20 protein-coding genes and 1 pseudogene are annotated in these 26,201 nt (G+C 42.9%); 17 read left to right on the top strand and 4 right to left on the bottom strand.

Annotated elements, in window-relative coordinates; translation table 11 throughout:
• The first annotated feature begins 385 nt into the window (after positions 1-385).
• The 7 genes and pseudogenes from N6H06_RS14640 to N6H06_RS14610 all read left to right on the top strand — a co-directional run bounded on the left by N6H06_RS14640 (position 386) and on the right by N6H06_RS14610 (position 12,237).
• Positions 386-1,678, top strand: coding sequence for a D-2-hydroxyacid dehydrogenase (locus tag N6H06_RS14640; protein ID WP_263707412.1), 1,293 nt, complete (start codon positions 386-388; stop codon positions 1,676-1,678).
• Between the two features lie 184 nt (positions 1,679-1,862).
• A pseudogene (locus tag N6H06_RS14635) lies at positions 1,863-2,260 on the top strand (IS30 family transposase); the annotation flags it as partial.
• A complete protein-coding gene (locus tag N6H06_RS14630; RefSeq protein ID WP_263707524.1) occupies positions 2,246-3,199 on the top strand; it encodes a hypothetical protein in 954 nt (317 codons plus the stop codon). The pseudogene N6H06_RS14635 and the gene N6H06_RS14630, both read left to right, overlap by 15 nt.
• Positions 3,094-5,811 carry a glycoside hydrolase family 3 protein gene (locus N6H06_RS14625; RefSeq protein WP_263707411.1) on the top strand — a complete coding sequence of 906 codons (2,718 nt, stop codon included), beginning with the start codon at positions 3,094-3,096 and terminating at the stop codon, positions 5,809-5,811. Before N6H06_RS14630 ends, N6H06_RS14625 begins: the two co-directional genes overlap by 106 nt.
• Before the next feature lie 631 nt (positions 5,812-6,442).
• Positions 6,443-7,966 carry an MFS transporter gene (locus N6H06_RS14620; protein WP_263707410.1) on the top strand — a complete coding sequence of 508 codons (1,524 nt, stop codon included), beginning with the start codon at positions 6,443-6,445 and terminating at the stop codon, positions 7,964-7,966.
• Between the two features lie 325 nt (positions 7,967-8,291).
• Positions 8,292-9,836, top strand: a complete 1,545-nt coding sequence (locus tag N6H06_RS14615) for a glycoside hydrolase family 43 protein (protein WP_263707409.1) — start codon at positions 8,292-8,294, stop codon at positions 9,834-9,836.
• A 193-nt stretch (positions 9,837-10,029) separates the two neighbouring features.
• Positions 10,030-12,237, top strand: coding sequence for a glycoside hydrolase family 2 protein (locus tag N6H06_RS14610; protein ID WP_263707408.1), 2,208 nt, complete (start codon positions 10,030-10,032; stop codon positions 12,235-12,237).
• A 247-nt stretch (positions 12,238-12,484) separates the two neighbouring features.
• On the opposite strand, the gene N6H06_RS14605 is transcribed toward N6H06_RS14610, so the two are convergent.
• Positions 12,485-13,009: a hypothetical protein gene (locus N6H06_RS14605; protein WP_062750561.1), complete on the bottom strand. Its 525-nt coding sequence runs from the start codon at positions 13,007-13,009 to the stop codon at positions 12,485-12,487.
• Positions 13,010-13,175: 166 nt separating this feature from the next.
• Positions 13,176-13,709, bottom strand: a complete 534-nt coding sequence (locus N6H06_RS14600; protein WP_263707407.1) for a DUF4269 domain-containing protein — start codon at positions 13,707-13,709, stop codon at positions 13,176-13,178.
• A gap of 285 nt (positions 13,710-13,994) precedes the next feature.
• Here N6H06_RS14600 and dinB point away from each other — a divergent pair, with 285 nt between their 5' ends.
• Positions 13,995-15,113, top strand: coding sequence for a DNA polymerase IV (gene dinB / locus N6H06_RS14595; protein ID WP_062750557.1), 1,119 nt, complete (start codon positions 13,995-13,997; stop codon positions 15,111-15,113).
• A gap of 5 nt (positions 15,114-15,118) precedes the next feature.
• On the opposite strand, the gene N6H06_RS14590 is transcribed toward dinB, so the two are convergent.
• A complete protein-coding gene (locus N6H06_RS14590; protein WP_082808461.1) occupies positions 15,119-15,211 on the bottom strand; it encodes a sporulation protein YjcZ in 93 nt (30 codons plus the stop codon).
• Between the two features lie 195 nt (positions 15,212-15,406).
• Here N6H06_RS14590 and N6H06_RS14585 point away from each other — a divergent pair, with 195 nt between their 5' ends.
• Positions 15,407-16,630, top strand: a complete 1,224-nt coding sequence (locus tag N6H06_RS14585) for an MFS transporter (RefSeq protein ID WP_238583385.1) — start codon at positions 15,407-15,409, stop codon at positions 16,628-16,630.
• A gap of 573 nt (positions 16,631-17,203) precedes the next feature.
• Here the strand turns inward: N6H06_RS14585 and lexA are convergent.
• Positions 17,204-17,830, bottom strand: a complete 627-nt coding sequence (gene lexA / locus N6H06_RS14580) for a transcriptional repressor LexA (RefSeq protein WP_062750556.1) — start codon at positions 17,828-17,830, stop codon at positions 17,204-17,206.
• A 153-nt stretch (positions 17,831-17,983) separates the two neighbouring features.
• Between lexA and N6H06_RS14575 the strand changes: the two genes are divergently transcribed.
• From N6H06_RS14575 to N6H06_RS14540, 8 genes are all read left to right on the top strand, one after another.
• Positions 17,984-18,166 carry a hypothetical protein gene (locus N6H06_RS14575; protein WP_153020579.1) on the top strand — a complete coding sequence of 61 codons (183 nt, stop codon included), beginning with the start codon at positions 17,984-17,986 and terminating at the stop codon, positions 18,164-18,166.
• A 209-nt stretch (positions 18,167-18,375) separates the two neighbouring features.
• Entirely contained in the window at positions 18,376-19,038 is a 663-nt protein-coding gene (locus N6H06_RS14570; protein ID WP_062750554.1) for a YneB family resolvase-like protein, read from the top strand.
• Between the two features lie 224 nt (positions 19,039-19,262).
• On the top strand, positions 19,263-19,502 hold the full coding sequence (locus N6H06_RS14565; protein ID WP_062750815.1) for a DUF896 domain-containing protein: 240 nt from the start codon (positions 19,263-19,265) through the stop codon (positions 19,500-19,502).
• Between the two features lie 85 nt (positions 19,503-19,587).
• Positions 19,588-21,585 (top strand): transketolase, encoded by a 1,998-nt coding sequence (gene tkt, locus N6H06_RS14560; protein ID WP_263707406.1) that lies wholly within the window; start codon positions 19,588-19,590, stop codon positions 21,583-21,585.
• 162 nt (positions 21,586-21,747) lie between these two features.
• The gene (gene sirA, locus N6H06_RS14555; protein WP_062750550.1) at positions 21,748-22,176 is read left to right on the top strand and encodes a sporulation inhibitor of replication protein SirA; all 429 of its coding nucleotides are present in this window, start codon (positions 21,748-21,750) and stop codon (positions 22,174-22,176) included.
• A gap of 170 nt (positions 22,177-22,346) precedes the next feature.
• The gene (locus tag N6H06_RS14550; protein ID WP_011247005.1) at positions 22,347-22,562 is read left to right on the top strand and encodes a YneF family protein; all 216 of its coding nucleotides are present in this window, start codon (positions 22,347-22,349) and stop codon (positions 22,560-22,562) included.
• A gap of 95 nt (positions 22,563-22,657) precedes the next feature.
• Complete coding sequence (locus N6H06_RS14545; RefSeq protein WP_263707405.1) at positions 22,658-24,412, top strand: ABC transporter transmembrane domain-containing protein; 1,755 nt, start codon at positions 22,658-22,660, stop codon at positions 24,410-24,412.
• Positions 24,409-26,193 carry an ABC transporter ATP-binding protein gene (locus N6H06_RS14540; protein WP_263707403.1) on the top strand — a complete coding sequence of 595 codons (1,785 nt, stop codon included), beginning with the start codon at positions 24,409-24,411 and terminating at the stop codon, positions 26,191-26,193. Before N6H06_RS14545 ends, N6H06_RS14540 begins: the two co-directional genes overlap by 4 nt.
• Positions 26,194-26,201: the final 8 nt, after the last annotated feature.

The raw sequence follows: 26,201 nt of genomic DNA, 5'->3' as shown, positions 1-26,201 counted from the left end.
TTTATCGGACTTTGAATATGGGATTGTCAATGGCCACGAATCTGGTAAAGGATGGGTTCGAGGTGTTTGGGCTGAATCGGAGTAAAGGCAACGAATAAAGCTTCGCGGCTGCTTGTGGCAAGATCGGGTTTACGCTAAAGGAACTCGCAGGTGAAGCGGATATCGTGATGACTTCTCGATGCCTTCGGACGTGGAAGAGATGTATCTCGGTACGGAAGGCATTGTCAACCAAGGGAGGAGCGGATTGACCTTGATCGATTTCAGCACTGTATCACCGGAGGACATGAATTTGAAAATCAAATTAGCTGCGGAACGTTCGAGATGCTTGGCCAAAATATTTGATGCCGCTCGTAGAAGTTCTGCACAAAAATTCGGAGGATATAAAATGAGGGATATACGCGTCGTACTTACTACCGTAAACTACAGCGATGAACATTTTCAGAAATTGGTTGATGGCTTCGCGCCAGCAAAAGTCATTCGCTTACGAAGAAACAATCACGAAGGGATACAGAAAGCGCTAGAAACCGCCGATGTAGCTGTGCTCGGAGGAGACCTCGATGAACGGTTTCTACAGGCGCCGTTGCTCCGCTGGGTCCACTGCGATCACGCCGGATTAAACAAATTCGCCTCGCCTAAGATATTTGAAAGGGAGCTGCTTGTAACGAGCTCTGCGGGGCGTTCGGCTCCGGTGCTTGCGGAGCATGCGATATTTTTCATGTTGGCCTTGGCGTATCAATACCCGCGGTTCCTTGATGCTCAGAGGGCTCACCAATTTGGAGTTCCCGGTCAGGACGATCTTCGCGGATTGTACGGGCGCACGGTAGGCGTCGTCGGTCTCGGACATACCGGCAGCGAGCTGGCGGTGCGGCTGAAAGCGATGGGCATGAATGTGCTCGGCTACCGTCGCAGTGCCGGTTCCCCGCCGCCGGGAGTTGATCAGCTCTACTGTGCGGAGAATGGCGACACGCTGGATGAACTGCTCGCTGAGAGTGATTTCGTCGTGTTGGCTGTGCCGCTGAACAATGCGACACACCACTTGATCGGCCGGCGGGAACTGTCGCTGATGAAACGCTCTGCCTATATTATCAATATGGCCCGCGGAGCTGTCATTGATGAAGAAGCATTGACGGAAGCGCTGTATGAAGGGCTAATCGGCGGCGCCGGTCTCGACACGTTCACAAAGGAACCTCTACCTGTGGATAGTCCTTTATGGGATGCGCCTAATACCTTGATTACACCGCATACGACGCCACAGGTACCCGACCGCACCGGCCGTACTATTGACATTATCAGTGAGAATATTAGGCGTTATCGTGCTGGCGAGCCGCTTCTCAATCAACTGAGGGAAAGTGATATATATACGCCGGATCAGGAAGAGGACAAAGGAGGAGAAACAAGTAACGTGTTCCAAATTCCTGATTTGGATGGAGTAGAGATAGAGGAATTACAGATTACAGATGATGTTTATTCCATTCACTGTACGTTTAAAGAGCTTTATGATAATAAAGAAGCGAAAGCAGTGCTTAATAAATATTTAGGGGAAAGTTTTAGAGATAGTTCTTCGTATAGCTTGATCCAAGGATTTACGATCGATAAATTGGTGGATATTGCCCCTCAATCTTTCCCTGAAAAGTTGGTATTCGTATTAAATAAAGAACTGTCAAAAATTAAAAAGTGAATTCATCCAGAGGAGTTGAAGACCAACACCTGCAATACTGCTTTTTGACACAGGTGTGGACGATAAGCCGACTCACTTAGTCGTAAAGCGTCAATCAATGATGTAATAGGTTTTATTGTAAAAAACGTTGGGATGATTCAAGAATTACCATGAAATCGTAAAGGCTTAAATGGTAAGTTTGGAGATTGAGCGTTTATCCAAGGTGATTATCACGCTAAAGCCTCATGCCCGGACGGCCCAAGCCGTTGAGAATGCCTTGAATGCTTGGCTTTGGAGCGTTTCAAGCCATCTCATTTGCTCCATTACCTTTGATTGCGGAAAAGAATTCTCAAACTGGCGTGAAATCAGCAACAACCATGATCTTTCCATTTATTTCGCTGATCCCGGAACCCCTTCTCAGTGCGCATTAAACGAGGGGGATCAAATGGGTTATTACGAAAAGATGGCCTACCGAAAAAAATGGATTTTAATAATGCCAGCCAATCGTTTGTTTATTCCGTTGCGTCAAAGCGAAACCATATTCCGAGAAAATCGTTAGACTATAAAACGCCTTTGGAAGTCTTTTTGATGTATGTGAATGAGTTTGCAGCAAATGGCGGAACGATCATCGCAACAGGAGAAACAGGACTCTATAATCATCAATTTGAAGCTCGCAACAGTACGGGGTTGAATTGTCTAGGAATTGAACATGTCAAAGAAATCAAAAGTGACCTGATGTCTTCAATATTTGAAATTCCGGAGGCGGAGAAAGACTTGTTCCCACGATGCATGAAAACTCCATTGATTGCACCGGGACCCAATCTCGTAATGGTTGAACCAAAAGAAAACGTAAACAAGTATCTACGGCTAATTCCGGAACACGCGTTTGGACCGCCCGAAATCTGCTACTATAATGAGGTTAGCCAAGAGCCAGGAATCCTTGTGTCGAAATATCATAAGGGACGTGCTGTCTACATTCCTTGGAAAATCGGAACGTTCTATCACCAAGAGGGTTACCAGAATACGCTGAACATCATACAGGATATTCTTTTCTCACTATGTGGAATAGAAGAGATAGCTCCAGATCTAACGCCTATGATAGTAAATATCTGCAGAAACAAGGAACAACAAATCATACAACTGGTCAACAATTCTGGCTGTTTTGCCAATAGCTACTTTTCTCCCATACCGATAAACAATATCTCACTGCGCTTGAAAGGTGTGAAAGAAAGTGTAAATATTGAACCCTTGAGGGGCGGTAAAGCTGAATGTCAATATAAAGATGGATATCTGAATATTAATTTGGATGTTTTGAAAGATTATGAAGCTCGTTCTAACATAATTCAATTCACCATTTATCTAGAACTATCTCGATACCAAAGCCTCAGATCATCAAAAAACTGGGACTTAAACATACTAGACGGGGAGGTACTTGAATGGAAAACCTTATTAATAAAATTCTTGCAGAACCAGTTGAACATCCCTACCCTGAAAATATGCAAACAGCGCGTTCCTGTGCTGCTGATGGAATGGTCCTATTAAAAAACGCTAACGAAGCGTTACCATTAAAAGACAATCAAGTGGCATTGTTTGGTTCAGGTGCTACAGAAACTGTAACGTGTGGGAGTGGAAGTGGATTTGCACCTGCTCCTTATACGGTAAATGTTATGGAAGGTCTCTTGAATGCAAAATTAAAACTTACTTCCACTTCATGGTTAAATCGATTTATGGCTGCTAGTAAAAAGGCAAATGATGAGGATTCTACACTTACTTTTGTTGAACGAGTTTGGAGTGGCAAGAAAATTCGAATTGATGATTTGGAGATTACCAAGGAGGAACTAAAAGAGGCAGCCAAGGCTGATACAGCTATATATGTCATTAGCAGAAATGCTGGAGAAAATGGTGATAGAAAGACAGTGGACGGTGATTATTATCTATCTGCTTTTGAGCGTAATAACCTCAAATTACTGTCCTCCACCTTTAAAAAGACGATCATAGTATTAAACACCTGTGTTATTGATGCTAACTTTATCAATGAGATACCAGGTTTAGATGCTTTAGTTTTGATGGGTTTAGCAGGTAATGAGGGAGGAAATGCACTTGCAGATGTGCTGACAGGAAAAGTATGTCCTAGTGGAAAACTAACGGATACTTGGGCAAAAAAATACAGTGATAACCCTGCATCAGCTACGTTCGGAGAAAATGATGGTGATTCTATGCAAGAAGATTATGTAGAAGATATTTTTGTAGGATATCGCTATTTTGATACGTTTGGAGTAGAACCACTTTATCCTTTTGGATATGGTCTTAGCTACACAACTTTTGAAAAAGATGTACAGTCTGTGACTGCTACCTGGGAGCAGGTAGCAGTCACCATTGCTGTTAAAAATATTGGACCAGTACCTGGAAGGGATGTCACTCAGGTGTACGTTAGTTCCCCTGAAGGTAGATTACCTAAACCATACCAGGAATTAAAAGGTTTTGCTAAAACAAAATTGTTGCAACCAGGAGAGACAGAAACGCTTATAATAAAAATTTCTACTGAAAGTCTAGCATCTTATGATACTAATTTAGCAGCTTTTGTAATGGAGAAAGGAGATTATCTTATTCGAGTAGGTAATGACAGTAAAGATACTACTGTAAGTGCCATTATAAGATTGGATCACAAAGCAACTGTTAGAAAAGTAAAGAATGAAATGTCTCCAGATCGTAAATTGCAAATACTGATACCTCCTACTAGAAAAACCGAATCGATAAATGCACCAGTGGTAGAGTTAAAGGCGGCTGAGTGTATTACTATAGATGGTGCGAACCTTATTTCTCGTAAGACGATGACTTACGTGCCGGAAGGAACTGTTTATAAAAAGCCAACAACTGATAGTTATTCTGAAATTCCTTTTCCTACTAAACAGGAAGTGGTTATGGTAAAAAATCATCCTAATGCTACATTACTTGATGTAAAACAAGGTAATGTAACCGTGGAAGAATTTATCGCGACCTTAGCTCCAGAAGTCTTAACACGATTGGTAGCCGGCGATGCTAGGGAAACACCATACACTGTGTCTAAACGTATGACAAAAAAAGTAAAGCCAGTTGAAGCACCTCGTTCTTCGGGAAGTACAACTAGCCTATTTGTTGAATCTCTCGGTATTCCTAATATGCCTATGACAGATGGACCTGCAGGTTTACATATCATAGGTGGTGCAACTACTTCTTATCCAGTGGGCATGGTAATGGCGCAGACTTGGGATGTGGATTTTTGTAAAGAAGTTGGAATTGGTTTAGGTAAAGAATTAGCGCACTACAATTATAGTGTGATTTTAGGACCCGGAATGAATATACACAGAGATCCATTGTGTGGACGAAACTTTGAATACTATTCAGAAGATCCATTAATTTCTGGGAAAATGGCGGCAGCAGTGACGCTTGGAGTACAGAGTATTCCGGGAGAGTATGTAGCTATTAAGCACTTTGCTTGTAATAATCAGGAAGCTAATCGTTCTTTTACCAACAGTACCGTTTCTGAACGAGCATTGCGTGAAATTTACTTAAGAGGATTTGAAATCTGCGTTAGGGAGGCAAGTCCTGCAACTGTAATGACAAGTTATAACAAGTTAAATGGAATTTATACTTCTTCACACTATGAACTGTTGACAGAGGTTTTAAGAGGAGAGTGGGGATTTGATGGATTAGTTATGACAGACTGGGGCTCAAATAGTATAAAACCATTTGATCTACATGCAGGTAATGATCTGATTATGGGTGGTTACCGTAGCGAGCAACTGATAGCAGCATTGATAGGGCAGCAACCAGTATTTACGCCTGATGGAGCTGTGAAAGAAGAGGTTTTTGAAGTATACGGCGGCTTTAAAAAGGAGATCATACAGAGCTGGAACGCATTTGAGCCGAATGCAGTAGGAATGGATACAGTCTCTACGAAAGTTGAAGCAGGTATAGAACTTAGTGAACAAGTAATGAAACTTGTGGCAGATGGCATTGCTACCGTTGTTGAACAGGCCGATGGTAGTAAGGTAGTTACTTATCGTGGTACTAACAAGGGGTCTTATCTATCTTTGGGAGACCTTCAAAAATGTGCTGCTAATGTTCTACGTTGCTTAATGAATTCTTCTTCCTATGAAAAGATATTTAAATAAGTAGGGAGACTTTTAATTAATAATTCAAAGATCTGAACAGATGATGAGACAGTAACTATTGGTTAATCAATAAGTTCTACTGTGCGCCACTAAAAAATAGGTAAAATTTGTTTTGGAAGACATTAATTACTCAGATAGATTCTTAGAGTCAAGGGTTTGTTAATGAAAGATAAAAGTAATGACAAAAAGAAAAAAATATTGTCAGGTTTATTTAAGGTGACAGAATTTTAACTATTTTAGCGAAAAATTTATTGTCTGTATTCTAAGAATAAGTATAGTAAGTATCAAATCCCTAATAACCTAAAGGATTACGCTGGGAGGGTAAGTGATAACATAAGTCTGGCGTACACAGACAAGTAATTGGGTTTATTTAAAAAACATTTTAGACTGATTCTACGGTTTAGGGTAATGAAATTGAGTTACTTAATAGTCAAGGTGTTGTTTTAGATCTGTACTGTCTGTCTTAGAATAAATACAGCGAAAAGGAAATGTAATAATATCTTTTCTATTTCAGAATTTAAAGCGTTAACACCCACACCACTATACAAAATGTTATTTGAAAGCGCTTAAAAGAGGGAAAGAGCATATAAACAGCCTACATTGGGTTAATTAGTGAGGAGGGGGAAATATTATGAGTAACAAAGAAGCGAGGAAGTTAAAGAAAGAACAAAGGAAAATGGAAATTGTTGAAAGAAACAAAAAGTTCAGACGTGCAAAATGGTGGCAATTAGCTCTATACCCCATGTATGGTATGGGGCATAATGCATTTTCGTTTATGATGGGGATAGTAGCATACTATGCAGCTGGTCCTGTAGGTCTTGGTACTGTTATTGCCTCATTTATTATTACCGGTACTCGGATTTTTGATGGTATTACAGATCCAATTATTGCTTTGATTATTGATAAAACAAAAGGGAAATTTGGAAAGGTTAGACCAACTGCGTTAATTGGCTACTTAACGATGGCCACGTCAACTTCGGTTATGTTTTTAACAACCCATCTAGTACCTGATGGCTTTAGGATGATTTACTTTATTATATTATATCTATTATTCACCATTGGTTATACTATAAATGGAGTGGCTGGTAATATTGGTAATACTATTCTTACTAATGACCCTAAACAACGCCCAATCTTTGGTGGACTTAATATGATTTATACGATGCTTTTTTATGCAGCAGGTACCATTTTTCTTTCTTTTTATTTAACAAGAAAATACACGTATGATGATGTAGAACTATTTCACGAAATGTTAATCTTCACTCTAATAGTAGGGGGGATATGTTGTTTAGCACAAATTATAGGGATTTGGTCGAAAGATCATCTTGAAAATTTTGGTATTGGGAAAAATACAGTGAAGATTAAAGCGAAAGACTTGTGGCCTTTACTGAAAGGGAATAGACCATTGCAAATGTTTTCCGTTGCTATGGTTACGGATAAATTGAGTTTGCAAATTGCTGGTAATGCGATTGTAAACGTAATGCTATTTGCTATAGTCATAGGTGATTACGCTATGTTGGGTGCTACACAAGGTATTTCAACGCTTCCTAATATTCTAGTTCTTATTTTAGGAATCAGTTATGCAATGAAAGTCGGGTCAAAAAGAGGGTATGTAATTGCAACATGGGCATGTTTAATTCTTTATGCTGCGATGTTCTTACTCTTATGGTTGGGTGACCCAACCCAAATTCGTATGGATAATATGGGCTTTATGACAATCGCTTTCTTGTTTTTATACATTGCTAAAAATGCAGCTCGCTATGTATCTTCCGGTCTTGTAAATCCGATGTTAGCAGACGTTGTCGATTATAATACGTATCAAACAAACACCTATGCGGCAGGTACAATATCTGCTATCTATGGTCTTATTGATAAAGTGGTTTCATCATTACAACAAACTATTGTAGGGTTGTTGCTAGCATTTATTGGTTTTAAAACTGCGTTTCCAGATGTAAATACTCCATATTCTGACAAGATTTTTTGGATGACGATGTTTCTTAATCTTGGAGTCGTGATGTTAGCTTACATTGCATCATTAATTGCAATGAAATTCTACGAGTTAGATAAAGATCGTATGGAAGAAATTCAAGTAGAACTTGAAAGACGGAGACAAGTTGATATTATTGACGACGCGCCAAATGTCCTTACAAAATAGTACTTGAATTTCATAATATAATCATTAGCGTTGTTCAAAAATGCCAATATAATATTTTTTGAACAACCTATTTTTAAAATTATTGTGTGTGTTTAGGGAATAAAGGAAAAAAGCTCCACAGCCTTATGAAAATAATACACATATCTATAAATAACACTAAAATAAAAGCCAAATTACCATAACTATTGTCAAAGTAATGCTACCATAATTTGATAATGATTGCTTATTAGGCATGACATGAAGATTTGCTGTTAGAGAAGTGTTAAAGAAGGAGATGTCACCATTAATAAAAACCATAAAGAATTAGCAGAAAGGACTTGCTCAGATGAAATACACGAATCCAATCATTCCTGGGTTTCATCCAGATCCTAGCATATGTAGAGTCGGAGAAGATTATTATTTAGTCACGAGTTCCTTTGAATATTTTCCTGGAATCCCGATTTATCACAGTAAGGACTTAGTGAATTGGGAGCAAATTGGCCATGTCCTAACACGTGAAAGTCAGTTGCAGCTTAAACGTGAGCATTCTTATATTCCATCTCAAGGTATTTTTGCTCCAACCATTCGTCATTATAATGGACGGTTTTATGTCATTACAACGAATATAACGATTCGAAAGACTTTCTTTGTTTGGGCGGATTATATAGAAGGTCCATGGTCAAATCCGATTTTTATTGATGGTTATAAAGGATATGACCCATCTTTGTTATTTGACGATGATGGCAAAGTTTATGTAACGGGTGCTGCATTTCCTAATATAGGGTCTGAAGGGATTATCCAAGCAGAGTTGGATATTAATTCTGGAAAACTGAAAAGTGAAATTAGGTATATATGGGAAGGAACAGGTGGAAGTTCACCAGAAGGTCCACACCTATATAAAATCAACGGTTTATATTACTTATTAATTGCCGAAGGTGGCACAGAGTATGGTCATATGGTGACGATTGCCAGGAGTGAAAGTCCCTATGGCCCATTTGTTAGCAATCCAGATAACCCAATATTATCTAACAGGAGTACGAAGTTACCCATTCAAGCAACCGGTCATGCCGATCTAGTCTTAACAAACGATGGTACTTGGTGGGCGGTATTCCTAGGTTTTAGGCCAGTTAAAAGTACAAAGGTCCATCATCTAGGTCGGGAAACGAATCTCGCTCCAGTCGAATGGTCGGAAGAAGGATGGCCGATAATTGGGAACAATGGTCGAGTTGAATTAGAGCATGAGGCAACATCTCTTCCATTAAGCAACCCAACCCCATGGAAAGAAGTGGAGAATTTTGAAAGCGATTCACTCCCACCTGTTTGGAATTTTTATCGTAATCCACAAAACGATTGTTGGTCGCTAGTTGACAAGCCGGGTTCACTAACACTTTACGGTCAATCTTGTACGTTAAATGATTCTGAAGCCCCAGCCTTTGTTGGTCGAAGACAACAACATTTTAACTGTAGGATTTCTACTTTAATGGAGTTTTCTCCTAATGAAGTGGGGGAGGAAGCTGGTTTAACAGTATTCATGAACGAAAATTATCACTATGATATCGCAAAAACTAGACAACAAGGAAAATCTGTTATTCTATTTCGTCGCCATGTTGGAAGCCTATGGAAGGTAGAAAAGGAAATAGAGTATAACGAATCAAGCGTTGTATTTACGGTAAAGGCTTCGGACACGTGCTTTACTTTTAGCTATACAAGTGCGACAGGTGAAGAAACAGTGATTGGTAGTGGAGAAACGTCTCTTCTTTCCTCTCAAGTAGCAGGTGGATTTACGGGGGTTTATTTCGCCTTGTATGCAACGGGTAATGGGAAAAAGTCAACTGCTCCTGCACATTTTAACTATTTCCATTATGTAATTGGGAAGGAAGAAATCAAATAAAAACAATCACTAGTAGTCGCTTCAAAGATTTTTGTACGGAGCAAACGTAGTATTAAGGTGTACCTACCCTTTTAGATGATTGATAGTTGTTTATCACGGTGCGCAGGCATTTCAGCAAACGATAATCTGTCCTGTTTCCAACAATAACATGTGGAATGATAGGGCGCCAAAATAGTTAGGAGGTCGCTTTTTTATGAGAAAACAGACGCTTTTTAACCATAAATGGAAATTTATCAAAGAAGATGTTGGGGCCGGGTTTACATTGGAAGCAGAAGGGGAGAGGTTAGACTTGCCCCATACTTGGAATGCGGCCGATGGGCAGGACGGGGGCAATGATTACTATCGGGGCACTTGCTGGTATGTAAAAGAATTTGCCAGGCCAGAAATGAGTGAAGGGGACGAGGTGTGGCTGGAATTTAGAGGTGTTGCGATGACCGCGCAAGTTTATGTCAACGGTCAGCATTTGTGTCATCACGAAGGGGGTTATTCTACCTTTCGCGTAAACATAACGGATGTTATTCGTGCATCCAACATCCTCGAAGTTGCCGTCGACAATAGCAAAAATCATACGGTATATCCCCAAAAAGCTGATTTCACATTCTATGGGGGAATTTACCGTGATGTGTTTATGATCACTGTGCCGGCGACTCATTTTGAACTGGGCTATTACGGAGGAACAGGCATAAAAGTGACACCCAATGTAGAGGGCAGGAATGCTGGGGTAAAAGTGGAAGCCTGGGTAACTGGCGTTGCGGATGTTGTGAAATTTACGATAGAAGAGAGAACACTGGAAGCAAAGGTTCACGATGGCCATGCCGAATGTGTATTTACAATTGAAAATGCCCGTCTATGGGATGGTGTGGCAGACCCGTATTTGTACACGGTCAAGGCAGAACTGGAAAGTGGCGATCTCTTAGAAACCCGTTTTGGCTGCCGTACTTTTGCCATCGATCCGGAAAATGGTTTTATGTTGAATGGACGTCCCTATCGCCTGTGTGGAGCAGCTCGCCATCAAGATCGCCAAGGTGTGGGCAATGCAATGACAACGGAAATGCAAGATGAAGATATGGCTTTATTGAGAGAGATGGGTGCAAATACGGTGAGGCTTGCCCATTATCAGCATGACCAGTATTTCTATGACCTCTGCGACGAATATGGAATGATTGTATGGGCTGAAATTCCCTATATTACGGAACATATGCCAGAAGGGCGGGACAATACACTTAGTCAGATGAGGGAACTCGTTGTGCAAAACTACAACCATCCTTCGATTGTTTGCTGGGGACTGTCCAATGAAATCACAGTAGCGGCAGGGGTTACCGATGATATTGTGGAAAATCACAAACTGCTTCATAATCTATGTCATAAACTGGACGATACTCGTCCCACCACCATGGCGCATGCATTTATGTTGGATATCGATCATCCTTTTATGTTACTGTCCGATATTTGCAGCTATAATCTTTATTATGGATGGTATGTAGGTGACGTCGAGCAGAACGACGCATGGTTCGATGAGTTTCATGCAAAGCACCCTAACACGGTCATTGGCTTGTCTGAGTACGGTGCTGATGCAAATCCGGCTTATCAGAACGGCAAACCAGAAAAAGGGGACTGGTCAGAACCATATCAGGCTCTATACCATGAACACATGTTGAAAATGTGGAGTGAGCGTCCTTATATCTGGGCGATGCATTGCTGGAACATGTTCGATTTTGGTGCTGATGGTCGCAATGAAGGTGGAAAACCAGGTCAAAACCAAAAAGGGGTTGTCACATTTGACCGCAAGCTGAAAAAGGATGCATTTTATGTTTATAAAGCCTATCTTTCAAAAGAACCATTTATTCATATATGCGGAAGAAGATACGTACAACGGACTGAAGATGTCACAGAAGTTAAAGTATATACGAACCAACCAAATGTGACACTATTTGTGGATGGAAAGGCATTTTCTACGCAAGAAGGGGAGAAGGTGTTCAAGTTCCATGTCCCCATTTCAAATGAACATGCAATTGAGGCAAAATCAGGTGAGCTGTCGGATACGATTCGTATCCAGAAAGTGGAGACGCTTAATAAAACCTATATCAAGGAGGGGTATGAAATTGTCAACTGGTTTGACCGTCCTGATGAAATTGCCAGAGAAGGGTATTATTCGATTCTTGACAGCATCGCCGATTTAAAAGCAGAACCACGAGCAGCACAATTGTTGGCCAAAGTGATGGAACGTGCCAAACGTTCATATGGAGATGTTGCTAAAAATGTGACATTGCCTGAATCGATACAGCGTCAAATTGACACCATGCCGCTGGAAAAAATGCTTAAGCAGGCAGGCAAAGCGATTACGCAGGAAATGGTCAAACAATTGAACAATCGCCTTAATCAGATCCCTAAGAATAAGTAGCTTTATGTTGAATCCCCCCATTTGCCTACCAGTAAATGGGGGAGCTTTTATTTTTTATAACTAGGTATAATTTATAGCGATTCGTCCCATTTTGCTATCTCGGCAACTTGTCAAGTTGTTTCTATGGAACGAGATAGAATCAAGTGATGAGTAAGCTAATACTATTTAGTTAACATAATATTAATTACGTCAATTATAGTGTGCAAACGAATTTCGCAAAAAATGTGCCGTAGATGGCACAAATTCATTAAAGAAGCTCATCAATGATGTCTTCGATGAATTCGGTCTCCTCCTGATAAATTTTTAGCATAAAATACATCAAACACGTTAAAGAAAAGGGCAGTGGATGGCGCGATGCTTCTGCGTCGATGAGAAGATCAGCTCCTAAAAACGAATGAGGTTTAATGAGTGCGATCTTTTTTCCGTCTACACTTACGTCTAGTTCTTGATCCCAATTTTCATCAATCCGCCATTTTTTTCCGTTAATGGTGCCCCTGACGCAAAAGTAAAGCATGCTATTAAGCGTGTTGTCTTTTAACTGAAATTCTTCGCCATTGACTTGGAACCGGTAAGTTGCAAACAACAAACGGCCTTTTTTTATCCCTAACGTCGCTTTTACGCCTTCCTGTTCAAAGACAAACGTAGTGCCTTTCTCGTTTCCAGGAACAGTCGTTTTCTTTATTTCCCCAATTATATGATCTTGTCCGTCTAGAACGGTAACGCTCTTTTTATCATTAAGGTTAAGCCCATCTTTTATTTTAAAGCTTAGCACGATCGAACACCCTTTCTGTCTAACTCTAGAACGATCTTTATAATCAAAATACGAGGACACGGAATAAAAGTTTCATGATTCCGCGTTAAGATGGAGAAAGCTAGCTGACATGTTTGTTGTAAAAACTGCCATTCTTGGTTTTGGGGTTTTTTGGTAAATGCCGTTTTTAGCAGCCAATTCCAAATGCCTCTTTTCCATATGCCAAAAGCCCCTCATAAGGATCGCCGCTAATGCCAAGTAAAGAAGCAAACGCTGGTTCTGTTTTCACGCCTTGTTTTTTCATGTATAGCGCTTTTTCTTTCCATTCAGGATGGGCTAACAGAAGCCGGTGTTCAATTTTCATATGCAAATAGGCATATTGGCATTCCACACGTTGCGGCTGGCCAAATAGCTCGAACACCTTTCCTTGATAGCGAAAGTTCGCCTTTATTGTCGGTACGCCGCGAATCGTTTTCCGTTTAAGCTGAAATTGGGGGAGTCCGCCATACAGTGCTGTTACGGTTCGTTCAAAACGCTCAAAATCGCGGACGTCACAAATAATGTCTAAGTCGGAAGACGGGGTGTCAATGCCTAAAGGGATCGTTCCGCATAATACTGGGGAGTAGTGTTTGAGTGCATTCATCAAGTCGAGTTCTGTTAAAAGCCGATAGGCAAGTTGTTGAGAGTGTGTGCCAGTTTGTAAGTCAGCGAACGTTTTCATAAGTAAGTGCGCTCCTTTATAATCGCAAAAGAAGGTTCTATTTACAGGATAGCATAAACAAAAAAAGAGGAGGACTCGATTTAATGGAGTGCTGAATGGTTGTAGCAATACAAAGCTACTCGGATCGAAAACAGCATCGCCGGCAATCTGGCAAACAAAAGGACGAGCTTGAAACGGATGTTCGCTTTCATAATTTCACGTACCATACTAAAACATGGCAATTGACACCCGATCAAACGTTCGCTAAAATAAAAATGGATACTGATTGGAAAGGGAAGAGCGAAGATGCCGTTTTCTGCAGGGATTCAATTGCCAGAACCTCATCGGGATACAACACGGAAAATCATTCACATTGATATGGATGCTTTTTTTTCTTCTGTAGAGGAACGGGACTGCCCTTCTTTACGTGGGAAGCCGGTTATCATTGCAAAACATCCTCGTAAAACGGGTGGGAAGGGTATTGTCGCCACAGCGAATTATGTAGCACGGCAATACGGCATCCGCTCGGCTATGAGCGCTTATGAGGCTTATAAACGTTGTCCTGAGGGGATCTTTATAGAAGGGAACTTTAGCGCCTACAGAGAGGCTTCTCTTCAAATTAGGGACATTATGCATCGCTATACAGACTTAGTCGAGCCGATGTCCATTGATGAAGCTTACTTGGATGTAACAGAAAATAAGTTAAACGTAAAAAGTGCGACCCTTCTTGCTAAAAAAATTCAGCAAGATATTTGGCGGGAAACTAGGCTGACAAGTTCTGCGGGCGTCTCCTACAATAAATTTATCGCGAAAATCGCTTCCGATTACCGGAAGCCAGCAGGATTGACGGTTATTACGCCTAAACAAGCACTTGGCTTCATCCACCAATTGCCGATTGAAAAATTTCCAGGCATCGGCCCAAAAACAAGCAAAAAAATGCACGAGTTAAAAATCTACACAGGCGCAGACCTCTATCAAATGGAACAGCTTGATCTGATCCATCATTTTGGCAAAGCGGGAATTTCCTATTACAGAAAAGCCCGTGGGATTGATAATAAGCCATTGAACTTGCAGCGTGAGCGGAAATCGGTCGGGAAAGAACATACGTATTTCCAGCCTTTAACGTCTGAATCGGCTGTCTTGACGGAGTTGCGCCGTTTAGCAAAAGAAGTGGAGGCGGTTTTGGAACGACACGGCAAACAATGTAAAACCATCGTTGTAAAAATTAGGTACCGTTCCTTTGAGACGCTGACAAGGCAAATCAGTTTCACGGCACCGATCCGAGACAGCGCCGACATTTATAGTTACGCAGCAGAACTTTGGGACAAATTCGGCCAGGTGGACCGAGAAATTCGCCTGCTCGGCGTAACCGCCACTAAACTGGAGCCTGTTGAACATCAAATGATTTCGTTGTTTCCTTTATAAGACTCCTATAGAAAAAACAAAATAATCCCAACAATAATCAACAAAATAAACAACACGAGGATGGTTACAAATAAAGTCCAGCCGTTGTTGTTATCCATATAACCCCTCCTTGCCTTCCTTTGTTAGCCTATTCAACTACATGAAATATGGTGATAACGGAATAATAAGCGCCCTTTTTCCGTTGCCTGCGATTATAGCGCCCTCAAATCGCGATTTTCACGGTTTGACGGCTCTTCTTTTCCGCTATATATTTAGATTGGCGAAATAAATGGAAAGTAGTATTGTAAACGAAGGTGATTGGAATACAACCTGAAAAACGAAATTTACTCATCATGTGGTTTGCCAACTTTTTTGTTTCGGCAAGTATGACAATGGTCATTCCTTTTTTATCGCTATACATTGAATCTTTAGGCCACTACAATGTTGATGAAGTCCAGCGCTGGGCAGGATATGTGTTTGCTGTCGCTTTTCTAGTCGCCTTTCTTGTTGCTCCGCTTTGGGGAAAAGTTGGCGACCGGTTTGGACGAAAAAAAGTATTGCTTGGTACAGGATTCGGTATCGCCTTATCCGTCTTTTTAATGGGATACGTACATTCAGCAGAACAATTGTTTGTATTGCGCGCTTTTATGGGCCTTGCCACGGGGTTCATTCCCGCCTCAATGGCGTTGATTGCTGCCCAAAGTAGCAAAAAAACAGCAGGGGAAATGCTAGGAACATTGCAAACAGGGACGGTTTCCGGCGGTTTGCTAGGACCTCTTTTTGGTGGATTGATCGCTGATACAGTGGGGATGGAACTTACATTTTTGTTGACTTCATCTATTCTTTTAATTGCAACAGTGCTCGTTTTATTCGGCGTGAAGGAAGTCGTTTACGAAGAAAAAGGAGAAAGAAAAAGAAAGTATCGTTCTAAAGAAGTACTTGGCCGTATCGTAAAAAGCCCGCTGCTCTTAATGGTGATGTTTGTTGCCTTAATTGTGCAAATGGCTCTGTTTAGTGTTCAACCTTTGCTCGCCTTATATGTCAACCAAATTGCCCATACCACTGAAAATATGGCTTTTTTAGCAGGAGCTGCCTTCTCAATCACTGGGCTTGGCAATTTAATGCTAACTCGTACTTGGGGGCAATTCGGTGATCGGATTGGCCATGAAAAAGTCATGTTGATTTTGTTGCTATTATCAGGCCTTTTGTTTATCCCACAAGCATTTGTCGGTTCTCTTTGGCAACTGATTGTCTTGCGTTTTCTGTTCGGCATGGCCGTAGGAGGCTTACTACCGTGCACAACTGCTTTTATCCGCCAAGCTTGCCCTGTTGCCATGCAAGGGGAAGTGCTTGGCTATAACCAAAGTTTTCGCTTTCTTGGAAATGTGCTTGGGCCCGTTCTCGGTGGAATGATTGCAAGCGGCTATGGCATTCCTTATGTATTTATTTCGGCCGGTTTGCTGTTCCTTATGACAGCAGTTGTGCTTAAATGGACTCTTAGCCACCAACAAAAGGAACAAAGCAGCCTACCAGACTAAAAAAGCTTTCTGCGAGCGCTCTGCTCGCAAGAAAGCAAATGGAATCAGGCTAATACGTTGGGCGAGAGGGGTTCTACAGCTGATTTAATGGTCAACTCTGACAAGTGCTTGATCGTTCTTGTCCTTTTCGGAACAGCGAATGTTATGGCGTTAGTAGGAGCATAGCTGTCATGCTAGTAGCATCGCCTATTTACCGTTATCGTAGCAACTAAGCTTGTTTTCCTTTGGCAGCGGCTTGGCTGTTAAAAGGATTTGTTACGGCATAAGTAGAACCACCTTCTTATTATTTATTGTATGTACCAGCGAAGAAACTGCTTGGTCATTTGCAAGATGGCAGCTACACAAAAAAGACTCTTTTATCATCGATGAAAGAGTCTTTAGTTTGTAGAAAAACACTCCCATATGTGTGGTTACCATGTCATATTGGAATAGTCGTTCCAAGCACGAAAGCTTTTTTTTAAAGTACGTTCGGTTTACGTCTTCCCGCGGCTTGCTTCTTGTCGGACAAGCGTCTTCATTTAATCTTGTTTATTGTTGGAGCTTAGTCAACAACCTGAAAGAGCTATTGGCCTGTTAGTGGATCGTGCGGAAGACTCCGATGACTTTTCCGAGAATCGTGCAGTTTTCAAGGATAATCGGCTCCATTGAAGAATTCTCTGGTTGGAGACGAATGTAGTCTTTTTCCCGGAAAAACCGTTTTACTGTTGCTTCGTTGTCTTCTGTCATGGCCACAATAATATCGCCATTATCGGCTGTTTGCTGTTGCCGTATGATTACTTGGTCTCCATCGTAAATACCCGCTTCAATCATGCTCTCCCCTTGAATGACAAGCGCATACGTATTGTCATAAGCGGCTAGATGGTCTGGGAGGGGCAAGTAATCTTCGATGTTTTCAACTGCAGTAATTGGAACACCTGCGGTAACTTTTCCGATTACCGGAATAAAGCTTGCTGTCTCTTTTTTGACAAATGTATCATTATCAAATCCGAGAGAAAGGACTTCAATCGCCCGCGGTTTAGTAGGGTCGCGGCGAATATAGCCTTTTTTTTCTAGTCTGGCTAAGTGGCCATGTACAGTGGAACTTGAAGCGAGCCCAACTGCTTCACCAATTTCCCGGACGGACGGCGGGTACCCTTTTTTCTTTACTTCCTCTTTTATGTACGCCAAAATTTCTTCTTGGCGCTTCGACAATTTCGACATTTTCCCACCTGCTTTCATATGACTGTTCTAAACAAACTTTACCATATCGAACGTATGAACGCAAACATAAGTTCTAAAAAAGCAGTTGACACGAACAGTTGTTCCTTGTATTCTGTTAACAGAACAAACATTCTCTAGGAACGGGTGATCGTATTGAGGAAACAAGATATGGGGCTAGTAGGCGGCGGCATTTTGACGGTATTGTTTATTTTCTCAAGCTTGGTATGGCCTGGGGAGCAGGAAAAAAACGAAAACAAGAAACACGAACAGCAAATCATGCCAGAGCAAATCGTTGAAACGACTTCAATTGATCGCGTTTTTTTAATTGACAATTAAGAATACAACAGCAAAAACATAATTGGAAGGGTTGTGCTAAGCAGAGGAGTGAAAGCCTTTAGGTCGGAGGCCCTTTGTTGATAAAATAAATAGGTTGAGGACGATGGCAATGCCGCATTAACGTTGGCGCGATTGAGTTCGTTCTTATCTGTTAGTGGACATGCTGCAGGTGGTTAAGCAAATTATCACGGGAAGGAGGCCGCGGGAAATTGGCGGAAAATGGACAAAAACAACAGGCGGCTATCTATTGCCGGGTGAGCACGACGAAGGAAAACCAAACCAGTTCTTTAGAGCGGCAAGAAAAAGAACTGGTCGAATTGGCAAGGACGAATGGCATGGATGTATACACTGTTTTTAAAGAGCAGGCGAGCGGCTATAGCCTGGAAAGGGATTGCCTCCTCGCTTTATTGGATTTATGCAAAGAAGGGGTTGTCTCTTGTTTGCTTATTACAGATGATACTCGCCTAGGTAGAGGGAAAACAAAAATTGCGCTCTTGTACCAATTGAAAAAATATGGCGTTACCATTTATACAGCCCACCATCAAGGGGAGCTTGTATTGTCTGAAGCGGATGAAATGGTGCTGGAAATTGTCGGTATTGTAGAAGAATACCAACGAAAACTACATAATTTAAAAATTAAACGGGGAATGAGGGCAGCAGTAGCTAGCGGATACCGTCCAGAACAGAACTTATCGAAAAAACGAGGCGGCGGACGCTACGAGCTCGATTTGCCGGTGGAAGAAATTGTGAGGCTCCGTGATCGGGGGCTGACTTTTTATGAAATCGCCTTAACTTTAAAAGGGATGGGCGTTGATTGTTCAAAAGCAACTGTTCATCGCCGTTATCAAAAATATGTGAAAGGGAACGCATAGGCTGGTGGTTGTTAGCAAAGAATGATAAACAGTTGCTAGACAGGGGCACGGGGCGAGAGAAGAAGCGAATTGAGCGACGGTTTTCTTGTGCATGGAACGACGCTTCCAGGGCTATGAGCGGGGCAAGGCGTGGATATTGTTCGTCTAGTCTGCCGTAAGCTGATTGTTTGCTCTCGTGTTGGATGAATGCTATGATGGGGGCGAACAAAAGGTAGGTGATGACGATGTTGTCAAAAGAAAAACTTGATCGCATCAATGAATTGTCAAAGCTATCAAAAACAGTTGGCTTGACAAAAAAACAAGCAATGGAACAAAAAGCACTCCGCAACGAATATTTGTCGGCTTTCCGTTCGTCGTTTACGGACCATCTCCATACCGTAAAAGTCGTCGACGCGAAAGGAAATGACGTTACTCCACAAAAATTAAAGGACAGCAAAGCGCAAAAACATAAACGATTGCATTAACTGTACAAGTCTACTCAGGCTTGTACATTTTTTTCAGAAAGTATATGATGAGAGGGAAAGAAGGCAGCAGAAAGGGTGTTATCCATTGACAAAAAAAGTTGAAGAATTGGCTGTTAACACAATCCGTACGCTATCAATCGACAGCATTGAAAAAGCGAATTCCGGCCATCCAGGGATGCCGATGGGCGCAGCGCCGATGGCATTAAATTTGTGGACAAAGCATATGAACCACAACCCTGCGAACCCGAAGTGGTCAAACCGCGACCGTTTCGTACTCTCTGCTGGCCATGGTTCCATGCTGCTATATAGTTTGCTCCATTTAAGTGGATACGACGTGACGCTTGACGACTTGAAGTCTTTCCGCCAGCTTGGCAGCCGTACACCAGGCCATCCTGAATACGGCCATACAGACGGAGTCGAAGCAACGACAGGGCCGCTTGGGCAAGGGATTGCCATGGCAGTCGGTATGGCAATGGCAGAGCGCCATTTAGCCGCTACATACAATACTGATAAATATCCGATTGTTGACCATTATACGTATGCGATTTGCGGCGATGGCGACCTAATGGAAGGCGTTTCACAAGAAGCGGCTTCGTTAGCTGGTCACTTGAAGCTTGAACGTTTAATTCTCCTTTATGATTCAAATGACATTTCACTTGACGGCGATTTGCATGAATCGTTCTCTGAGAGTGTGGAAGACCGTTTCAAAGCTTACGGCTGGCATGTTGTTCGTGTAGAAGATGGCACGGACATGGAAGAAATTCACCGCGCGATTGAAGAAGCAAAAAGTGTCGACCGTCCGACTCTAATTGAAGTCAAAACAGTCATTGGCTATGGTTCACCGAACAAAGCAGCTTCATCGGCTTCGCACGGATCTCCACTTGGCGCTGAAGAAGTAAAGTTAACAAAAGAAGCATACAAGTGGACGTTTGAGGAAGACTTCTACATTCCAGAGGAAGTGAAAGCTTATTTTGCTGCGGTTAAAGAAGATGGGGCAGCAAAAGAGGCAGAATGGAACGACTTGTTTGCTGCATACAAGGCAGAGAATCCTGAATTGGCTGCGCAGTACGAGCGCGCTTTCTCAGGGGAGTTGCCAGAAGGATTTGACCAAGCTTTGCCTGTCTATGAGCATGGGACAAGCCTTGCAACGCGGGCTTCTTCAGGCGAAGCGCTCAATGCCCTTGCAGCCCACACGCCTGAATTGTTTGGCGGCTCTGCTGACCTTGCTGGCTCAAACAAAACAACGCTAAAAGGGGAAAGCAACTTTAGTCGCGACAACTATGGCGGGCGCAATATTTGGTTTGGTGTCCGCGAATTTGCGATGGGGGCCGCCTTAAACGGAATGGCGCTTCACGGCGGATTGAAAGTATTTGGAGGAACCTTTTTTGTCTTCTCCGACTACCTACGTCCGGCCATTCGCTTATCTGCGCTTATGGGTGTGCCAGTCACGTATGTGCTTACTCACGATAGCGTCGCTGTTGGCGAAGACGGTCCAACCCATGAACCGGTAGAGCATCTTGCGGCATTGCGGGCGATGCCTGGCTTGTCCGTTGTTCGTCCAGGTGACGGAAATGAAACGGCTGCTGCTTGGAAAATCGCACTAGAGTCGAAAGGCCGCCCAACGGCGCTCGTTCTTAGCCGTCAAAATGTCGATACGTTAAAAGGTACGGACAAAAAGGCTTATGAAGGGGTCAAAAAAGGGGCATACATTGTATCGGAGCCAAAAGATAAACCGGAAATCGTGCTGTTGGCAACTGGTTCAGAAGTACCGCTAGCTGTGAAAGCACAAGCTGCACTTGCTGACGAGGGGATCGATGCGTCAGTAGTCAGCATGCCGTCTTGGGATCGTTTTGAGGAGCAGCCACAGGAATACAAAGACGCGGTGATTCCGAGAGATGTAAAAGCGCGCCTGGCGATTGAAATGGGCTCTTCGTTTGGATGGGCAAAATACGTAGGTGACGAAGGAGACGTGCTTGGCATTGACACGTTTGGCGCTTCTGGCGCAGGTGAAGCGGTTATTGCTGAGTTCGGCTTTACGGTTGAGAATGTCGTTTCACGGGCAAAAGCGTTATTAAAGAAATAAGGCATTTGTTTTGTCCTAATTAAGAGTAACGAAAAAGAAAAAGGCTCTACCTGAGCCTTTTTCTTTTTCGACAAAACTAGCGATCAATTTCAGCGAAAAAAGACAGTTATTTCAGAACAAAAAGTGTATACTAGCAGTAGCTTATCCGGGAGGCGATAGACAATGAGGCACTATGAGCTTTATTTGCTTAGTGATGAAGTGGCCGCTTCCTATTCAGGAAAAGAGGCCAAGCTGTTTCAATTGTTTACAGAACGGGCAAAGGCGAAGCAAAGCGAACGGCACATCTACGATCGGCAAGTGGATTACATTACGAAACCGCTTCCGAAAGCCAAACTCCACGAAGCGCTGCATAAACGGTATGGACTTAAAAAAGGAAATGGTTATGAGCTGCGTTCGACGTTTAATGAGAAAAACAGATGCCTCGTTGAGATTGGCGATAAAAGCATTCAGTTGGAAGCAATCGGTGATTTAAGTGCCGAGACGACTGTGTTTGATGTTTTGAAGGAAGTCAACAGTCATTTTTTTGCAGTGAATGTCGCAGATGGGCGGTTTGGCTGGCTCCAACCTTTTGAAAAACAACGCGTGCTTTAAGCGCGCTTTTTTTTCATGGAAAGGCTTGCTAATTTTGACGTGTGTCTGTCCGTTCCCTGAATAATAATGACCGAATCAATCGCAAGTCCTTTTAAATTAGAAAGGGCTCATGTATAATAGATTAGGTTGTATAAGAGCTAACAAGAAGGGTTAAGGAGGAAGAAGCAGGAATGGTTTGGCATATTATCGGCTATACAGTCGCTGTTCTTGCGGGATTAGCCATTGGTTTTTTCATTGCCCGCAAAACAATGATGTCCTATTTGAAAAAAAATCCGCCAATCAATGAACAGATGTTGCGTGTCATGATGCAACAAATGGGTCAAAATCCGTCGCAGAAGAAAATCACGCAAATGATGAAAGCGATGCAAAAGCAACAGTCTAAATAAGTGAACACCCTGTCTGAGCGGCAGGGTGTTCACTGTCATTTAGTTTTTTAATAATATGAATTTTTACTGAATCGATCCAAGTGGGAGGCAGGGATATGCGGGTTTTTGTCGACTTAAACTGGTTTTTTAAAAAACATTGGCGGGCTTATGCAAGCGGGATTGCAGTGCTTGCAGTTGTCTCTTTTTTATCGCTGATTCCTCCTCGTGTGATTGGGGAAGTTGTCGATGGGATTGCCGACGCTAGCTTAACGCCTTCGGCATTGTTAAATGAGGTTGGCTTGATAGTGGGGATTGCTGTTGTTTTATACATATTGCGTTTTTTGTGGCGTTTACTCATTTTTGGGACGTCGCTGAAGTTAGCTCGGCAAATTCGCTTCGATTTGTATCGGCATTTTACGAACATGCCTGCTTCCTTTTACCATAAGCGGACAACGGGGGACTTGATGGCTGTCTCCACAAACGACGTGCGCGCTGTCCAAGCCACTGCTGGGGAAGGCGTGTTAACGATAGTGGACGCGTGCTTGCTAGGTGGGATGGTCGTAGTGACAATGGCTGTTTCGATCAGTTGGCAGTTAACGTTCATCACATTGTTGCCATTGCCGTTGATGGCGCTGTTAACGAGTTATTATGGGAAATTGCTTCATCGTCGTTTTGCTGGTGCACAAGCTGCCTTTAGTGCTTTAAACAACACCGTTCAAGAAAGTATAGGCGGAATGAAAGTAACAAAAGCATTTGGCCGTGAACAAGAAGAGGTTTCCCGTTTTGCGCAAAAGTCAGCCCATGTTGTCGAAAAGAACATGGCTGTCGCGAGGATCGATGCGTTGTTTGATCCGACGATTACGATTGTGATCGGCAGTTGTTATTTGCTAGCAGTAGCTGTTGGTAGTTTTTTTGTAGCTGATGGGACTATGACAATTGGCCAGTTGACGTCTTTTTTCGTTTACTTAGGCCTTTTGATCTGGCCGATGTTGGCGATTGGCATGTTCTTTAATGTAGTTGAAAGGGGGCATGCATCGTATGACCGCATCCGCGCTGTGTTGAATGAAAAATCAGACATTCATGAAAGCGAACAGGCACTTGATTTGGCCATCCAAGGCGAGATCGATGTCCGTATTGACTCTTTTCGCTATTCGCTAGACGGACCAAATGTCCTTGAACATGTCGCTTTTTCCTTGCCAAAAGGGGGGACACTTGGCATTGTCGGAAGGACAGGCAGCGGCAAAACAACATTGTTGTCACTGTTGCAGCGAACAATCGATGTTACGGAGGGGGATATCCTCATTGATGGTCATTCGATTCGAGCTTATCAACTTAGTCGTATCAAAGAGGCATTTGGCCTTGTACCCCAAGAACATTTTCTTTTCTCAGCGACCATTGCTGAAAACGTCGCTTTTGCGAAGCCAGAAGCGTCAATGGCAGAAATTATCGCTGTGTGCAAGTTAGCGCAAGTGCATGAAGACATTGTTCGTTTCCCTGCTGGTTATGACACCGTTGTAGGAGAGCGGGGCGTGACCCTTTCTGGTGGGCAAAAGCAGCGAATTTCCATTGCGCGGACGCTGTTAAGCGACCCAACTTTGCTCGTACTTGACGATGCCCTGTCAGCTGTCGATGCGAAAACAGAGGAAGCGATTTTACAAGCCCTTCAAACAGAAAAACGGGAACGGACGATTATCATGACGGCCCACCGCTTAAGTGCGATTAGCCACGCCTCCCTTATTCTCGTGCTTGCAGACGGAAAGGTTAGCCAATCAGGCACTCATGCTGAACTAATGCAACAAGGTGGCTGGTACAAAGAAATGTATGAGCGCCAGCAGCTAGAATCGGCCGTGGAACAGGGGGAGAATGAATGAAACATACAGATGGCGTGATGACAGGACGTGAGCAGCGAGCCGTTTTTTGGCGACTTCTCTGTTACACCAGCCCGCATAAGAAGCGGTTCATGCTGGCCCTTGCCATTATGATGGTGGCCGCCGGAGCGGAACTGCTGCAACCGATTTTGATTGCCCGCTTTATTGATGATTATTTAACTCCGCAATTATTTGAACTTAAACCACTGTTGGCGCTTTCGGTCTTGTATGTAGGGTTATTAGTAGCGGCTGTGGTTGGCCAGTATGTTCAAAGCGTCCTTTTTTGGCGGATTGCGTTAAACATTGTCCAAGCATTGCGGCTCGATGTATTTGCCCACGTGCAAAAGTTAGGGCTGTCTTTTTTTGACCGCATGCCTGGTGGCGCCCTTATTTCACGAATTACAAACGACACCGAAGCCATCAAGGAACTATATGTTAGCGTGCTCGCTGTCTTTGTCAAAAACAGCGTATTTATAATTGGGACGTTTTTGGCCATGTTTTACTTAAATGCGACACTCGCCTTCTATTGTTTGGCTTTTCTGCCGCTGCTTCTTGCAGTAGTTGGCATGTACCGTAAAATCAGCTCTCGGTTCTATGAACAAGTTAGCGCCAAATTGAGTGAGATCAATGCGAAGTTGAGCGAGTCGATCCAAGGGATGGCCATTATTCAAGCGTTCCGGCAAGAGAAGCGCCTGCAAAAAGAATTTGCGGACACAAATGAATCCCATTACCGCGCAGGGTTTCGGGCGATGAAAGCAGACGGCTTGCTTCTTAGGCCGATCGTCGATGTGTTAAGCCACCTTGCCATTGCCATCATTCTTTTGTACTTTGGCTTTGGCTCCTTTGCTGGTCCAGTAGAGATTGGCGTTTTGTATGCTTTTGTTAATTATCTTGATCGTTTTTTTGAGCCGGTCAACCAAATGATGCAGCGGCTATCTTTATTCCAACAAGCGATTGTTTCAGCTGGGCGCGTCTTCCGTTTAATGGACCAACAGGAGTTTGCCCCAGGTAAACAGGGGGATGACAGGCCGCAAATGGCAGAGGGTGAAATTGAATTTGACAATGTGACTTTTTCTTATGATGGGAAAACGGATGTACTAAAAAACATTTCATTTACCGTCAAAAAAGGCGAGACACTTGCCATTGTTGGCCACACTGGTAGCGGGAAAAGCTCCATCATTCATTTGTTGCTCCGTTTTTATCCGCTGAAGCAAGGCTCTATTCGCATAGACAATAGCGAGTTATCCGCCTATCCAGAGGAAGAGCTGCGGCAAAAAGTCGGTCTTGTGTTACAAGACCCGTTTATGTATAGCGGTACAATTGCCAGCAATATTACGCTCTCGCGTGACGGGTATACCCAAGCTGATGTAGAAGCTGCTGCCGCTTTTGTCGGCGCTGATGCATTCATTCATAAGTTGCCTGACGGCTATCATACGGAAATGACTGAAAGGGGAGGAACGTTTTCTAGTGGCGAACGGCAACTGCTTTCCTTTGCACGAACGATGATAGCCGACCCGCCTATCCTTGTCCTCGATGAAGCGACGGCTATGGTTGATACGGAGACAGAAGAAGCGATTCAAAAAGCACTTGTTGCCATGGAGCAAAACCGGACGACGATTGCCATTGCCCATCGCCTTTCGACGATAAAGCACGCTGACCGAATTTTGGTTCTCCACCGAGGAGAGATTGTGGAACAAGGCTCCCATGAGGAGTTGCTACGCAAAAAAGGGCTCTATTATAAAATGTATTTGCTACAAGCTAGAGAAAAAACAGCCGCTATATAAATCGACTA

This window comes from Shouchella tritolerans, from assembly GCF_025770735.1.
In the GTDB taxonomy this organism is placed as follows: domain Bacteria; phylum Bacillota; class Bacilli; order Bacillales; family Bacillaceae_D; genus Shouchella; species Shouchella tritolerans.
The sequence above is the reverse complement of the archived record's forward strand: the minus strand, read 5'-3'. Positions and strand labels throughout refer to the sequence as shown.

What these genes read in the sequence shown, in the direction of transcription:
- N6H06_RS14640 (WP_263707412.1), top strand. Translation starts at nt 386, where the DNA reads ATGAGGGATATACGCGTCGTACTTACTACCGTAAACTACAGCGATGAA.
- N6H06_RS14630 (WP_263707524.1), top strand. Translation starts at nt 2,246, where the DNA reads ATGTATGTGAATGAGTTTGCAGCAAATGGCGGAACGATCATCGCAACA.
- N6H06_RS14625 (WP_263707411.1), top strand. Translation starts at nt 3,094, where the DNA reads ATGGAAAACCTTATTAATAAAATTCTTGCAGAACCAGTTGAACATCCC.
- N6H06_RS14620 (WP_263707410.1), top strand. Translation starts at nt 6,443, where the DNA reads ATGAGTAACAAAGAAGCGAGGAAGTTAAAGAAAGAACAAAGGAAAATG.
- N6H06_RS14615 (WP_263707409.1), top strand. Translation starts at nt 8,292, where the DNA reads ATGAAATACACGAATCCAATCATTCCTGGGTTTCATCCAGATCCTAGC.
- N6H06_RS14610 (WP_263707408.1), top strand. Translation starts at nt 10,030, where the DNA reads ATGAGAAAACAGACGCTTTTTAACCATAAATGGAAATTTATCAAAGAA.
- N6H06_RS14600 (WP_263707407.1), bottom strand. Translation starts at nt 13,709, where the DNA reads ATGAAAACGTTCGCTGACTTACAAACTGGCACACACTCTCAACAACTT.
- dinB (WP_062750557.1), top strand. Translation starts at nt 13,995, where the DNA reads ATGCCGTTTTCTGCAGGGATTCAATTGCCAGAACCTCATCGGGATACA.
- N6H06_RS14590 (WP_082808461.1), bottom strand. Translation starts at nt 15,211, where the DNA reads ATGGATAACAACAACGGCTGGACTTTATTTGTAACCATCCTCGTGTTG.
- lexA (WP_062750556.1), bottom strand. Translation starts at nt 17,830, where the DNA reads ATGTCGAAATTGTCGAAGCGCCAAGAAGAAATTTTGGCGTACATAAAA.
- N6H06_RS14565 (WP_062750815.1), top strand. Translation starts at nt 19,263, where the DNA reads ATGTTGTCAAAAGAAAAACTTGATCGCATCAATGAATTGTCAAAGCTA.
- sirA (WP_062750550.1), top strand. Translation starts at nt 21,748, where the DNA reads ATGAGGCACTATGAGCTTTATTTGCTTAGTGATGAAGTGGCCGCTTCC.
- N6H06_RS14550 (WP_011247005.1), top strand. Translation starts at nt 22,347, where the DNA reads ATGGTTTGGCATATTATCGGCTATACAGTCGCTGTTCTTGCGGGATTA.
- N6H06_RS14545 (WP_263707405.1), top strand. Translation starts at nt 22,658, where the DNA reads ATGCGGGTTTTTGTCGACTTAAACTGGTTTTTTAAAAAACATTGGCGG.
- N6H06_RS14540 (WP_263707403.1), top strand. Translation starts at nt 24,409, where the DNA reads ATGAAACATACAGATGGCGTGATGACAGGACGTGAGCAGCGAGCCGTT.